This is a genomic window from Candidatus Nitrosocosmicus sp. R, from assembly GCF_054408505.1.
In genome coordinates this window covers 2424629-2438906 of the sequence record NZ_CP167090.1, presented here as the reverse complement: position 1 = coordinate 2438906, position 14278 = coordinate 2424629, and the positions used below count along the sequence as shown (strand labels likewise).

Here is a 14278-nt window from a genome sequence, read left to right as displayed (position 1 = left end):
TTTTTATCTGATAATTTTTTTTAGAATATAATCCATGTTGATTGATGATTCTACTTTTTCTGCAAACCTGCTGATCTCTGCGTCTAAATCTGACTGATCTGTCGTTTTTTGATGATTATTTATTTTGTCATTCTTCTTGATCGATCGGACATATGTTCTCTTGTTTTTGTTTTCATTCTGACCCTGTTTTATTTCATTGTCATTATTATCTCTGTCTAAGGAGTCCTCTTTTGGGATATTGTGATATATTTTAGGAACGATACCTAGAAATGGTTTTGCTATTTTTGACTCGATCTTTTTTATCGCGGGGAATAATATTGTATTATCTCCACGAAATTTGTTAATTATGATTCCTTTTACTAATCGTTGATGTGATGGTTTTAACAACATCATTGTTCCTACAATGCTAGCGAAACATCCTCCACGTTCAATATCTGAAACCAGGATTACTGGTGCATTTACTTTTTCTGCAAAAATCATATTGGCGATGTCGTATTTTTGTATATTTATTTCAGCAGGTGAGCCTGCTCCTTCTAATATTATTATTTCGTATTTCCTTCTTAATTCTCTGAATGCGTCCAATGCTATTCTAAAACCTTTATCGAGAACAAAATCTGAATAGTAATCTTTAGCTTCCATTACCGACAAGAATTCACCGTTTGCATATATTCTGCTCTTGCTGTTACCTATTGGCTTTAATAATATTGGATTCATATTAGAGTCAGGAATCGCTCTACTTGCTATAGCCTGAATCGCTTGAGCATTTGCTATCACTTTATCTGTGTTTTCTATTTTATGTGTAAATGAGGACATGTTTTGGGATTTGAAGGGAGCTACTTTGAATCCTTTGTTGGTCAAAATTCTGCATAGTGCAGTAACAAGCATACTTTTGCCAGCTCCCGAAGACGTCCCCTGAATCATTATCAGTTTTGATTTCAAAGTGCTCCTTCCAATGATTCTAAAAGGACATCATTCTCTTTTGGAGTCTTGATGGCTACTCTAATAAATTTGTCATTCATGCCTCTAAAACTATTGCAATCTCTCACGAGGATTCCGTTTTTTATTAATAATTTGCTAGTTAGTTCTGTGGATGTTTTCTCATTTAGTATCTCGATCAAGTAAAAATTAACATCACTTGAGATTACCCTTATTTTTCGGTTTTTTTCAAGCAATTTGAAAACTCTTTTCTTTTCAGAAATGTTGTTTTTCTTGGCGGCTTTAATATGAGATTTGTCTTTTAGCGCTTCTATGGCAGCAATCTGGGCTAATCCGTTTACGTTCCAGCTAATCAAATTGTTGTTTAATTTTTGAATATTCTCGTTGGTCGATAGCGCATAGCCTACTCTCAAACCTGCTAGACCGAATGTTTTTGTAAGCGATCTTAAAATCACTAGATTATTGGAATCCTTTATTAGATTAATAAAATAGTTATTGTCGTTTTCCTTTTTAGTATCGGTAAATTCGATGTAGGATTCATCTAGCAGGATTGGAATCTTTTTATCGATCTTTTCTAGTATCTCTAGTATTTCTTTTCTGAAAAACTTTCCTGTAGGGTTATTTGGATTGCATAAGAATACTGATCCTATTTCATTGTCTGGGTTGTTTGTTAGCTTTGCAATAGAATCTGAATCAATTTGAAAGTTATTGTCAAGAGGGGGTACAAATACCAATTTTGATTTCCTACGCCTTGCAGCAAGCTCGTATTCACAAAAGGTGGGTATTGGAATAAGTGTTTTTTTTCGGGCAAAAGCAGCGGCGAAATAATGTATTAATTCTGTGGCGCCATTTCCCGTTATTAAATTCTCATTTACTTCGAGATTAAATTCACAATCGATATACTCTATTATCTTTTTTTTCAATTCAGTGCATTTTGGATCAGGATAAATATAGGCTAGTTTGATATTGGTTCTTAATTTTTCAAAAACTTTCTTGGAAATTCCAAGAGGATTTATGTTTGAACTAAAATCTATTCTTATATTCTTTTGACTATTTACAGAATAGATTCCACCATGATGACAATGTTGCAATGTCGATTCAATCAGATGATTTCTTATCTTTTTTTTTAGTATGGAAAGATCTTTTCATCTATTGTATAATAGTTTTAGTTTTTTACACTTTAAAAAGGATTATTAATTGTTTTATTTCTAACCATTTCAATATGTTAAAAGTAGCGTTAATCGGTTCAACTGGCGCTGTAGGTCAAGAATTTGTAGTTGCACTTGACAAACATCCTTGGTTTAATTTAACTCATATTGTCTCTTCTGAAAGATCTGCTGGCAAAAAATATGTGGACGCAATTAGAGATCCTCAGTCTGGTATACTAAAGTGGCATAATCGAGAACAAATCCCTGAATATGTTAGAGATAAAACCATATCTAAATTTGACGACATAAACCCAAAGGAGTTTGACTTGATTTTTACTGCTTTGGAATCTGATGACGCACAAATCATAGAACCAAAGTTAGCTGCTCATGTTCCTGTTATTAGTACCGCTGCTGCTTTTAGATACGAAAACGACGTTCCAATTTTGATACCTGGAATCAATGATGACCACACCGATCTTTTAAAAAAACAGCAGAAAGAGCGTCAATGGAAGGGCTTTATTGCCCCAATGCCTAATTGCACTACTACTGGGCTCGCTATTACTCTAAAACCTTTGATTGATAGCTTTGGAGTGAAAAGCGTCTTTATGACCTCAATGCAAGCATTGTCTGGAGCAGGTAGGTCTCCTGGTGTTATTGCTTTGGATATATTAGACAATGTCATTCCATACATTCCTAAAGAGGAAGAAAAAGTTCAAATAGAAACCAAAAAAATATTGGGTAAATATGATACAGAATCTAAAGAAATCTCTGTTAATGATGTAAAGGTTAGTTGCACCTGTACCAGGGTACCAGTGTCTGATGGTCATACTGAGGTAGTTTTTGTAGAGACAATCGAGAATGTAGACCCCTTGTCAGTCAAAAAGAAAATGATGGAATTTTCTGACAATGTATCCATAAAGAATCTTCCTACTGCTCCACGAGATTACATTGTTGTCAATGACGATCCTACAAGACCTCAGCCACGAGTAGACAGAGAAATCAACGATGGTATGACCACAGTGGTTGGTAGACTGAGAAAAGATTCCGTGTTTGACAATGGTATAAAGTATGTTCTACTGACTCACAATGAAAAAATGGGTTCGGCGAAAGGAGCAGTATTATTAGCCGAGTTGTTCAAAACAAAAAAAATTATATAAATTTTTTTAAAAATAAACAAACTTTATAACAAAAATAAAAATTATACATTTATTAACCACGAAAAAATAGTATATTTTGAAAATTATGGGAAGAATTGACGATCTTGATCTAAAAATATTAAGCGAGTTGTCAAAAGATGCAAGTATATCGGTTCCCAGGCTTTCAAAAAAAATCAATATCAATTCGTCTGTAGTTTATAGTAGAATCAAGCGACTTGTAAAGAGAGGTTTGATTAAGAAATTTACTATTGTAATAAATGATGAAGCCTTAGGTTTTAATGTTAAAGCACTAACTGGAATTACCATGGATTCTAAATTAAGGGATAATGTGCTTGCAGAGCTTTTTAAAATTCCCGAGGTCAGAGAAGTAGCTGAAGTTACTGGAAGATTTGATGTGTTGGTAACCATGACTGCTCGTTCTCTAGATGAAATGCATCAAATCATATCTGAAAAGGTGGGACGGATCGAAGGGGTACAGAAAACTGAAACATTTATTGAGATGAGAAAGACTTCAAGAGAAATAATATCAAATTCTGTATCTAAATAAAAAAAGTTCTCTCAAGATATAAATAACTATTTTATTTATAATATGGTGGTAGGTTAATAGACTATTTGGTTTTAGAGATGAAGACAGTTGGTAACCAAGTTAAAAATTATTATGAGCTTACAAAACCAAAAATTTGGTATTTACTAGTTTTCACAGCTATAGCTGCTGCGGTATCAGCATCCTGGTTATTTGATGTTCAGGTCAGTTGGATGACTTGGGCTTTATTGTTCTTTGCAATCGCAGCAGGCTCAGCAGCTGCGGATACACTCACAGGATATAACGATAGAGATATTGACGCAATAATGGAAAGAACCAAAGGTCGTCCGATTCCCTCGGGAAGAATTTCTCCACGTAACGCTTTAATTTTTGGGCTCATTTTAACAGGAATTTCTCTGGTTTGTTCTTGGTTCATAAACATATGGGCATTTGGGTTAATGGCATTTGGCTTATTTGATAACATCATAGTATACAGCAAATGGCTAAAAAGAACCAGTCAATCTAATATTATATTAGGTGGATTTTCTGGTGGCGCTCCAGCATTAATTGGATATATTGCAATAACATTTCAACATGTGGAAATAGGCATTGCAATGGCCGGATTGGTCTTTTTCTGGATTCCTACACACATCTGGAGCTTAGCCTTACATGTAAAAGAAGATTACAAAAAGGCCAATGTTCCAATGCTTCCCGTTGTATCAAGCGAATCTAAATCTGTAAGGATTATAGCACTAACAACTTTGATGATGGTTGTATTTAGTATACTGCCATTTTTCTTTAATCAATTTGGTTTGATATATCTATTGACTGCTACCGTATTTGGTATTGTGATGATAATTTTGTCTGTGTGGTTATTGCTAAAACCAAGTGAAAAAACTTCTTGGTTAGTATTCAAATTTAGCAGTCCATATTTGGCAGCATTATTTATTGCTTTTATGGTAGACGCGTTCTTTCACTAGATCGCTTTCTTTCTTGTTTTTTTCTAATCAGGACAAATCAACCCTAGACTTCTGCTCGCTCATCCTTTTTGAAATTCAGCTAGTTTTTTCACCTTCAAGTCGAACTTTTCTTTGAATTTGGGAATATTGATAATGAACCTTTCATGCTTTCCCTCTCCTATCTGTTCTAAATTGTCTTCTATAGATACTTTGAATTGAACTCTTCTTCCATCAACTCCTATGATTTCGGCTTTCAGAATTATCTCCGCCCCTACAGGAGTTGCAGCAGTATGATTAATGTCTACAACGGTACCTACCGAATCCCATTCTGAATCAACCTTTAGAAATTGCTCTTTCAATAACAATCTACAGGTTTCTTCCATTTCTGATATCATTGAAGGTGTCGAGAATACGTTTTCACCTTCCCAAAGAAAACTTGTGGTCTGATTGTGACTAACTTTAATTCTCCTTTCATTTTTGGTTCCTAATTTTATGTCAAAATCCATAAGAATTATTCAGTTTGCTTTGATAAATCATTTGTTGGTCTGGATCTCTATCTTTTTTGGCATTTTATTTGTGAAACCTATAAAAGGGGCTTACCGAAAAATTGTACCATTCTATTAAGGTGATATGAGAACATGGCTTCAATTCAACAAACAGCTGGTGGTATGCCAGTATTAATATTAAAAGAAGGAACTAAAGAAAATAAAGGCAGAGAGGCACAAAAAAATAACATTTCTGCAGCAAAATTAGTAGCGGAAATTGTAAGGTCTAGTTTAGGGCCACGTGGTATGGATAAAATGCTAGTGGATTCGTTAGGTGATGTCACTATTACCAACGACGGTGCAACTATTTTGAAAGAGATAGATGTTCAACATCCTGCCGCTAAAATAATGGTAGAGGTTGCAAAATCCGTCGATAACGAAGTTGGAGACGGGACTACCTCATCTGTAATTTTTACCGGCGCGCTTTTAGAAAAAGCCGAACAATTGATGAGTAAAGATGTTCATCCGTCTGCAATTGTAGATGGATATACTGCAGCTTCTGAGCAAGCACTAGTTATCCTAAATAAAATTGGAATAAAAGTTAATGTCAATGATAAGGATCTTCTTATCAAAATTGCAAAAACCAGCATGGAATCTAAATTGGTATCTGATGATAGTCCCATATTGAGTGAAATTGTGGTAAGTGCTGCCAAACAAATTACAGAAAAAAATACCTCAGGTGAAGGTTTACGAGTGGATTTAGACAATATCAAGGTTGAGAAGAAAGCAGGAGGTTCTATACGTGATACAACATTCATCCAAGGAATTGTTTTAGATAAGGAAATAGTTCACGCTGGAATGCCAAAGAGAGTCGACAACGCAAAGATTGCTCTCATAAATTCTGCTCTTGAAATCGAAAAAACTGAAATGAGTGCAGAAATTAGAATCAGTGAGCCCCAGCAAATGCAAATGTTCTTAGAAGAAGAAAATAGGATGCTCAAGGATATGGTAGACAAGATAAAATCAGTTGGAGCTAACGTCGTATTATGTCAAAAGGGAATTGATGATATTGCACAACATTATTTGGCTAAAGCAAATGTACTTGCAGTAAGGCGAGTAAAAGAAAGCGACATGTTCAAACTTTCAAAGGCTACAGGCGCTAGACTGGTAAATAATCTAGATGACTTGAGTGAAAGTGATTTAGGAATCGCTAATTTAGTTGAAGAAAGAAAAGTTGAAACTGACAAGTGGGTGTTCATAGAAGGATGCAAGAATCCAAAAGCAGTAACCATTCTTGTACGTGGTGGATCACAAAGAGTAGTTGATGAAGCTGATAGATCTTTACATGATGCATTGATGGTTATGAAGGATGTGTTAGAAAAACCATCTATAGTTGCAGGCGGTGGTTCACCTGAAGCATACATAGCCAATGAATTAAGACAATGGTCTAGCAGTCTCGAAGGACGATCACAATTGGCCGCACAAAAGTTTGCTGAAGCATTAGAAGTAATACCTTTAACCCTTGCAGAGAATGCTGGTATGGATCCTATTGATACTATGGCTGAATTGAAGGCAAAACAATCAAAGGGATCCAAATGGATCGGTATAAATGTAAAGGCAGCTGTTGTTTCAGATATTTATAAAAATAATATACTCGAACCAACTGTAATTAAAGAACAAATCATAAAGTCAGCTACTGAAACCGCTTGTATGCTGTTGAGAATTGATGACGTCATTGCAGCCACAAAGTCTCGAATGCCCGCTGGTCCACCTGGTGGCATGGGCGGCATGGGCGGCATGGGCGGCATGGGCGGCATGGGCGGCATGGGCGGCATGGATATGGACTAATCCATTCGTTTGTTCTGCAAAAAAAAGATTAATTTTTTTTATACATGTCCACCGTTTTATTCCATTTATTTAAGCCTTTCTGATACCATTATATTTATCAAAATTCAAAATTCATACCGTGAATCCTTGGACTTTTATTCCCGCATCTCCTATTCCATTTCCTAGCTCTCTCTCATCACCGTTTTTAGATTTGTCTTGTTCATCAAAGTCTTTAGAAAATATTTTTTCTTCTACGGGTAATGATTCATTTCCACGTCCAAATCATAATCAAAATCTTCATAAAGAAAACACAAACCAGTCTGACAGAAGAGTTAAAACGGAAAATAGGCAGAGTTTGACAAATCAGATTTTTGGGGATTCCCATACTCTTGATATTCTCAGAAACCTGTTGATCAAACTTTCAGATATAAAGGAAGATAAGTATCATCAACCACAGGTTACCATTTTGCCTGATTTTTTTGTGGATAGAATTATTGAAGTATTGGACTATCCCATTTTTATGAATGATATCCAAAAAAAGATTGTTGCGGGAGGTGGAAGTATGCGAGGGTATTCTAGTGTGGATATCAAAGGTGGTAACGCAGTCAATATGGCATATAGTCTAGCAAAACTCGATGTTCGCGTAGATTTGTTTACCATAGCGGATGAAATTGGTTCTGCTATTTTGCGTTCTGTATTTTTGCCCTTCAAGACAAACGTAAATCTTCACATTATGAAAGGAAAACATGGATTATCGACAGTATTTGAATTTTCAAATGCCTCCAACCCCACCTCAAATGTGATGGTAAGTGATGTAGGTGACAACGATAATTTTGGCCCAGAACTAATTGAATCACAAGAAGTAAGGATGATTTTGCGAACATCTGATGCTGTGATAATGACAAATTGGGCGTCAAATCTAAGAGGAACCGACTTGTTAGATTATACCTTTTCAAATTCTCCTAAATCGATTCATTTTTTGGATCCCGCTGATATCGAAAGGAGATGTTTTGAATTTATTAATGTGCTAAAAAGTCGTTCTAAATTAGTAGACTTTCTAAGTATCAATGAAAATGAATATAATCTGATAATCAAAGCATTAGAGAGCGTAATTGGTTATGACAATAGTACTCTATTGACCTTTGATAGCAATTTATCCCCTAATAATATTAACGCCCTTTGCGAATCAGCAAAGTTCCTTGCTAATTTTATTAATTTAACGGTATGTGTACATACAACTAAGGGTTCTGCAATATCTGATGGTCAAGAATCGTTATTTGTAAACTCTATTGTTCCATCCAAAATAGATATTGTAAGTGGAGCAGGAGATTCATGGGATGCTGGTTTCATTTTTGGACATCTTTATGGATTCACAACTATAGAGAAAATTTGTTTTGCCAATTTATTATCCTCACTCCACGTAGGAAATCCATTTGGTGATAACCCTTCATTATCTGAAATTATTGATTATATCAAATCTAGGTATTTCTAAATACACTATCATTGTGGAGGGTAAAATAATATAGGAATATTGCCGTAACCGTCTTACAGTCTATTATTGTACCATCATAACAATATTTGATAGCATCCTTTAATTCAACAACAAAATTAGTAATGTTTTCATCCTCATCCATTTTATTTGGATTCTCCAGTTTAGACATATTTTCTGCAACGAAAAAATGCATTAATTCGGTGTCATAGCTTGGAGCCAAAAAACATCGAGTAAGCGGTTTTAGTACCCCTGCATATCCTGTTTCTTCTGCTAATTCCCTTTTTGCTGCTTCATGCGGTAATTCATTACTTTCAATCTTGCCTGCAGGTATTTCAATTAAATATTTGTTTACGGCATGTCTGAATTGTTTAATTAACAAAATCTCTTTTTTATTAATGATGGGAATAATTCCGACAGAAGGACTATGCTCAACTACTTCCTTTCTAAAGACTTTTCCTTTATAGTTAAATGTATCTATTCTTAACCTTACTGGGCCCTCATGGACTACCTTCCTGTTTATTACGCTGTACCCTTCTTTAGACATTCACTCATTAAAAGTAATTTTTGACTAATATTTACTAATTGTGTGTCTATGGTGCTAATGGCATCATACGTTGCTTGTTCTTCTCTCTTTTTCATATCTAATTACAAAGTAATTATTCTGTGCGAGATTTGATGAGAAACAAATAAAATTAATCTCCGATAAAATTCCAATTAATAAACGGGATATGGATCATGAATGACCAAAAAGCTGAAAGAAATTTCGATAAAGATGTTGATAAACAAACTGTTATGACTTTGGGCTCACATTGCTCATTACAGGTATTGAAAGGAGCCAAAGATGAGGGGTTCAAAACCTTGTTAGTATGTGAAGAAAAACGATTTGACATGTACAAGCGGTTTAAATTTATTGATAATATTGTATCGATTAAAAATTTTAAGGAAATAGTAAATAAGAATTTTCAAGACGGATTAATTGAAAAGTTTAGTCCAATATTGATCCCTCACGGAACCTTGATTTCTACATTAAATATGGATGAACTAGAGAGTATTAAGATACCCATATTTGGTAATAAATGGATCCTAAGATGGGAATCAGATAGAATGTTAAAACAACAATTAATGGACGAATCAAAGTTACCTTCGCCGACTCAAATATCCTCTAAGAATGAAATCAATGGTTTGTGTATAGTGAAATTACATGGAGCAGCTGGGGGAAAAGGGTATTTCTTGGTCACTGATAAAAAGGGATTCGAAGAACAGGCACAAAAACTCATAAAATCACATGTAATAGAGTCCGAGGAAAATTTGTTTATACAAAAATATGCTAACGGAGTCCCAGTTTATTTACAATATTTTTATTCACCTATTACCAATGAACTCGAGTTATTAGGGATAGACAGACGTTATGAAACTGATATAGACGCAATAGGGCGAATCCCATCAAAGTATCAAATAACTTCTAACATTCAGCCGTCTTATACTGTTGTAGGAAATATGCCGATCGTCCTAAGAGAATCTTTGCTTCCAGAGGTTTACTCCATGGGCGAACGATTTGTTGAATCATCAAGAAAATTAGTCCCGCCGGGAATACCTGGACCCTTTTGCATCGAAGGTGTTTATGATAATAATGCTAATTTCATAGCATTTGAATTTTCAGCGCGCATCGTAGCTGGAACAAACTTGTACGTTTCGGGTTCACCTTATTCAGATTTATTGTTTGAGACTCCGATGAGTATGGGGAGGCGAATCTCCTTGGAGATAAAAAGGGCTATTGAATCATCCAAAATTGGTTTAATAACGACTTGATTTTTTTAATCTTATAGTCCCAATGGTTGAAAAAAAAGAATGTTTACTCGCATGAAATCGAATCAAGCAGATTAAATCAAATTAGTTTTGTCGATAATGTGAAATCTTTTCTCTTATCTATTTCAACCAACAAATCCATTCCTTCCTTAGTTATGACATAATACTTTGAATTCTTTAATACATAATTTTTCATCCTTTCTAGGTGATAATAGATAGATCCAGTAGATAGACCTGTGATGGTTCTAATTTCAGAAAAACATGCGGATCCATTCTTCTTTACAATAGCTCTCAATATCTTGATCCTGGTTCTTTTTGCCCTAAGCTGTGTATCACCCATTGACTCTATCATATAATCCTGTTTTTTTTTATTTCTTGTGGTGTTGTTTATTATAACTTAATTATATAAGAATCGATTAACTGTTCTCTTTTTATGAGTGTCATCTAACGTCATAGTGATTTCACGGTTACAATCTCATCCCAATTTGCGATAGCAGTAGTATGCATCTTTAACTACCTCTTAATTTTGGTTATTTTTAGACCTGGAATTATTGTTATTGTTATTGTTGTTATTGTTGTTATTGTTGTTATTGTTGTTATTGTTGTTATTGTTGTTATTGTTGCTACTTGAGTAGCCCTGATTCCTCTTTATTACATTTTTTCCCTTATCTGAAGGTATGATTTTCATTTTTTCATCCAAAAAACTCTTGTTAAACTGGTTGCCTTCAAATATTCTATCTAGAAAAATTGCTAATGCAGCAATTTCTGAGTGAGGTTGACTGCCGATTGCAACGTTATAATCAGCAAGAAAATAAACCTCTTTTGGAACCTTTTCTGCTCCTATTATGACTAATATTCTTTGATTTAATTCTTTGATCTCTTTTATTTTTTGATTGATTGGCGCTCCATACATTGTAAGATGAACAATTTTGCCGCCATTTTCTTTCCATGTTTTCAGTATCTTTTTCCAATTGTCAATGATTTCAAGTCTAAATTCTTTTTCTCCTCCCCATCTTTTATTGACTTTATCTAGTGTTTTTTTTATTTCATCATCCACATCAGTCATGTAGATTACTTCGCTTCCCATAGCCCTTGATACCAACACGGCGTGAGTAGTAGTTCTGTCATCTCTTACCAGTCTGTGTCCTATTCTAAGTACTGCTACAGATGGTGGCATAGTCATTAGCTAATCTTCATCACGACCCTGCTATCATCTTTTCAGTCACCAATGGAGATTTATAAAAAAAATAACAAGATTACATCTTTTGTTGCTTTTACTATTCTATTCTTCTACGTTCTCTTCATTGGGGTTTATAAATAGCGTTATTCCCAAAAACCGTTCAAGTTTCTTTGCTATAATTTCATCAGGCCTTATCGAACCTGTTTCGATTTTCTTTATCAGTGTCACTTTTTCGTTAATTTTTTGTCCAAGTTGTTCGTGTGTTAGCCCCTTTTTACTCCTGGCATTTCTTATTAAAGATGGAAATTCCGGATCAAGAATCAGTTCATCAACCCAGTTGATTTTCTTTAAGGGTGGTGGTTTAATCTTTGGAGGTGCTCTTATTTTTCTGGCATAAAGATTCCTTGAACCTTGTTGGGGGCCAGGTGCAGGTTTGGGGGATAAATATCCTACAGGGGTTGTCACTTTTGTTGGACCCATGTTCTTTGAAACATTATTGGATTCTACTGCTTTGCCTCTTTTTGAACAAGACAAACAGACACTCATAATTGATTTCTCAATTATTACTTTCTTGCTTACCTCGGTATGTTTTCCGCATAATTCACAAAAAGAAGCCATGTATGTACTAATCGGTTCTAATTTATTAGGATTTGGCGTCTTTGGCGTCTTTGGCGTCTTTGGCGTCTTTGGCGTCTTTGGCGTCTTTGGCGTCTTTGGCGTCATACTTTTCTTTCTGTTGTTCATGTCTGGGTATATTGCAACTAACGAGAGTTATCTACAACTGGTTGATTTCTAAACATGTATTCGATTTTGTTTCCTGATATCCATTTAGTAGGCCGTCTGCTCATGGTTTATCCAAATAAGATCAAATGGCTGCATGATTTCTACTAACCTTTGATTTGTCCATACTGGCTTTATAGTATAAAAGTAATAATCTGTTGAAGGAGGTCACAGCCTACAGTATGTGACAGCAACAAGGATATTGATATTAGTTTTATTTCTCTTCTTGCAGGCTGTAACAAAAACCTTAAATTTTCGCCCCTGACCAATAGGAATCCGGGTAAGCGAATACACTATCGGTTCTATCTTTTATCTGAATGCCAAATTCTCTAACTGAATATGGCATGATGGAAGCAAGATACACAAACCTGAACCCATCAGTCTGATGGACCTTATAATTAGTTTAATATATCAATTATTAGGCTATGTCATTATTCTTTGCTATATTTATTAAGCGACACGAAGGCATACCGATACTGTATTAATTAACCAATAATACATGTATGTACACATATTGAATTCTCCCTTATAACATTCGTATCCTAGACCTGACATATGATATGCAAAGAGGGAGGAACGTTGAACCTTTAATTAGTTTGTACTAAGTTTTTGACATATGGGAAATAATAAGGAAATTACAAAACCCTAATTACAGTCGGATATTTGCAAAATATAGTCAAAATATTGTAAAAATTATAACTAGTGATAAAATATTGACGATTTTCATTATCCAGGGTAATTTTTGACTGGTAAAATAATCCCATATTAGCTCCAGAGGTTCCTTATAAGTTGGCAATCCAGATGGTTTTTATTGTAGATATCTCAAGTTAGGTTGTTAATTGCAAAAGTTATTTCTAAATCCGTATCAGAAAATATGTTCTCATGTGGATTTTCTCTTTGGAAGGGATATCAGCTCAATTCTTCCAAAAGATTTAGAGCTTGAATATTCTAGAAAAACTGGGAAAATCAAGAGTTTTAGCATAGATGGAAAATTAATCGGAACCTTTCGAACCGATGGGGGAATTGCATTAACTATTGACGGTGCCAAACTTTTTCTAAATCAAAAGGGGTATAAATCCAATTGTGTTATACCTGTTGAAGATGCTATACCTTTCGTATCGGAAGGTAGATCTCTCTTTGTAAAACATGTGCTAAAATGTGGTGAGAACGTGAAAAGCGGGTCGGATGTTGCAGTTATAGACAAAAATCAATCCGTTTTGGCTGTAGGTCGATCTTTGTTACCTTTTTCTTACTATTTACAATCATTAGATGATATTGCTGATCATAATATGGGCACACTTATCCGTGGCATAGGGGTAAAAATTAGAGAAGGAATAAAAAGCAGAAGTACTTAGGGAATTCTATGATGCGATCGGGCAATAGAGATATGCGCAGAATGCTTGACCGGATGGGTTTAGACATGAAAGATTTAGGTTCGGTAGAGGAAGTCATTATAAGAACCGATATGAAAGAAATATTTCTTAAAAAACCCCAAGTTGTTGAAATGAAAGGCAAAGATAGTACTATTTTTCAGGTTATTGCTACCGATATAGAAGAAACTAACAGGGACGTTCCTTCTTTTAAGGAAGAAGATATTGTTTTAGTTATGCAACAAGCCAGTGTCTCAAAAGAAAAAGCGATCGTTGCTTTGACAGATACCAAGGGCGATATCGCACAAGCAATACTTAATTTGACAGTTTAACAAACACTTTCTCTTTTATCAACTAATTAGGTACGAAAAGACTCAATTTTATTATATTATAATTTTAAAGTATTAATAATTATTTGGAAATTATAGAATATTATTCGATATTCGATTGATTTTTATAAAATTGCATTTAAAAATGTTGTATTTATTATCGATTCTCATTACGCTAATAATCTGTGTTTTAACTTCAGAAAAGTCACTACGTGATTATATTTGGATTTGGATCATTTGAAATTTATGTAATTCTTGCATTTTGATTACCCAAAAATTATACGTA

Annotated in this window: 15 protein-coding genes; 8 read left to right on the top strand and 7 right to left on the bottom strand. The window is 34.5% G+C overall.

All coding sequences use genetic code 11. The features are described 5' to 3' along the window. Positions 1 to 3: 3 nt before the first annotated feature. Both AAGU22_RS12605 and AAGU22_RS12600 read right to left on the bottom strand, forming a co-directional pair. The gene (locus AAGU22_RS12605; protein WP_458719455.1) at positions 4 to 939 is read right to left on the bottom strand and encodes a cobyric acid synthase; all 936 of its coding nucleotides are present in this window, start codon (positions 937 to 939) and stop codon (positions 4 to 6) included. Then, positions 936 to 2027 carry a pyridoxal phosphate-dependent aminotransferase gene (locus AAGU22_RS12600; RefSeq protein WP_458719454.1) on the bottom strand — a complete coding sequence of 364 codons (1092 nt, stop codon included), beginning with the start codon at positions 2025 to 2027 and terminating at the stop codon, positions 936 to 938. Before AAGU22_RS12600 ends, AAGU22_RS12605 begins: the two co-directional genes overlap by 4 nt. A gap of 131 nt (positions 2028 to 2158) precedes the next feature. On the opposite strand from AAGU22_RS12600, the gene asd reads away from it, so the two are divergent. The 3 genes from asd (at position 2159) to AAGU22_RS12585 (ending at position 4744) form a co-directional block, all read left to right on the top strand. After that, entirely contained in the window at positions 2159 to 3241 is a 1083-nt protein-coding gene (gene asd, locus AAGU22_RS12595; RefSeq protein ID WP_458719453.1) for an aspartate-semialdehyde dehydrogenase, read from the top strand. 85 nt (positions 3242 to 3326) lie between these two features. Then, positions 3327 to 3788: an Lrp/AsnC family transcriptional regulator gene (locus tag AAGU22_RS12590; protein WP_458719452.1), complete on the top strand. Its 462-nt coding sequence runs from the start codon at positions 3327 to 3329 to the stop codon at positions 3786 to 3788. A gap of 77 nt (positions 3789 to 3865) precedes the next feature. Next, complete coding sequence (locus tag AAGU22_RS12585) at positions 3866 to 4744, top strand: heme o synthase (RefSeq protein WP_458719451.1); 879 nt, start codon at positions 3866 to 3868, stop codon at positions 4742 to 4744. A gap of 59 nt (positions 4745 to 4803) precedes the next feature. On the opposite strand, the gene AAGU22_RS12580 is transcribed toward AAGU22_RS12585, so the two are convergent. After that, entirely contained in the window at positions 4804 to 5229 is a 426-nt protein-coding gene (locus AAGU22_RS12580) for a thioesterase family protein (protein WP_458719450.1), read from the bottom strand. Positions 5230 to 5361: 132 nt separating this feature from the next. Here AAGU22_RS12580 and thsB point away from each other — a divergent pair, with 132 nt between their 5' ends. Next, complete coding sequence (gene thsB / locus AAGU22_RS12575; protein WP_458719449.1) at positions 5362 to 7056, top strand: thermosome subunit beta; 1695 nt, start codon at positions 5362 to 5364, stop codon at positions 7054 to 7056. 118 nt (positions 7057 to 7174) lie between these two features. Further along, entirely contained in the window at positions 7175 to 8527 is a 1353-nt protein-coding gene (locus AAGU22_RS12570; RefSeq protein WP_458719448.1) for a PfkB family carbohydrate kinase, read from the top strand. Here AAGU22_RS12570 and AAGU22_RS12565 read toward each other — a convergent pair. Beyond that, positions 8514 to 9071: an NUDIX hydrolase gene (locus tag AAGU22_RS12565; protein ID WP_458719447.1), complete on the bottom strand. Its 558-nt coding sequence runs from the start codon at positions 9069 to 9071 to the stop codon at positions 8514 to 8516. The two genes, AAGU22_RS12570 and AAGU22_RS12565, sit on opposite strands and share 14 nt — an antisense overlap. A gap of 191 nt (positions 9072 to 9262) precedes the next feature. Between AAGU22_RS12565 and AAGU22_RS12560 the strand changes: the two genes are divergently transcribed. Continuing rightward, positions 9263 to 10336: a DUF1297 domain-containing protein gene (locus AAGU22_RS12560; RefSeq protein WP_458719446.1), complete on the top strand. Its 1074-nt coding sequence runs from the start codon at positions 9263 to 9265 to the stop codon at positions 10334 to 10336. A gap of 76 nt (positions 10337 to 10412) precedes the next feature. Here the strand turns inward: AAGU22_RS12560 and AAGU22_RS12555 are convergent, their stop codons facing one another. The 3 genes from AAGU22_RS12555 to AAGU22_RS12545 all read right to left on the bottom strand — a co-directional run bounded on the left by AAGU22_RS12555 (position 10413) and on the right by AAGU22_RS12545 (position 12257). Next, the gene (locus tag AAGU22_RS12555; protein WP_196816873.1) at positions 10413 to 10673 is read right to left on the bottom strand and encodes a winged helix-turn-helix domain-containing protein; all 261 of its coding nucleotides are present in this window, start codon (positions 10671 to 10673) and stop codon (positions 10413 to 10415) included. A 180-nt stretch (positions 10674 to 10853) separates the two neighbouring features. After that, positions 10854 to 11510, bottom strand: a complete 657-nt coding sequence (locus AAGU22_RS12550) for a tRNA (cytidine(56)-2'-O)-methyltransferase (protein WP_458719445.1) — start codon at positions 11508 to 11510, stop codon at positions 10854 to 10856. Between the two features lie 105 nt (positions 11511 to 11615). Next, a complete protein-coding gene (locus tag AAGU22_RS12545; protein ID WP_458719444.1) occupies positions 11616 to 12257 on the bottom strand; it encodes a helix-turn-helix domain-containing protein in 642 nt (213 codons plus the stop codon). Positions 12258 to 13177: 920 nt separating this feature from the next. Between AAGU22_RS12545 and AAGU22_RS12540 the strand changes: the two genes are divergently transcribed. Further along, positions 13178 to 13648: a PUA domain-containing protein gene (locus AAGU22_RS12540; protein WP_458719443.1), complete on the top strand. Its 471-nt coding sequence runs from the start codon at positions 13178 to 13180 to the stop codon at positions 13646 to 13648. Between the two features lie 8 nt (positions 13649 to 13656). Continuing rightward, positions 13657 to 13995, top strand: coding sequence for a nascent polypeptide-associated complex protein (locus tag AAGU22_RS12535; protein WP_458719442.1), 339 nt, complete (start codon positions 13657 to 13659; stop codon positions 13993 to 13995). Positions 13996 to 14278 lie beyond the last annotated feature (283 nt).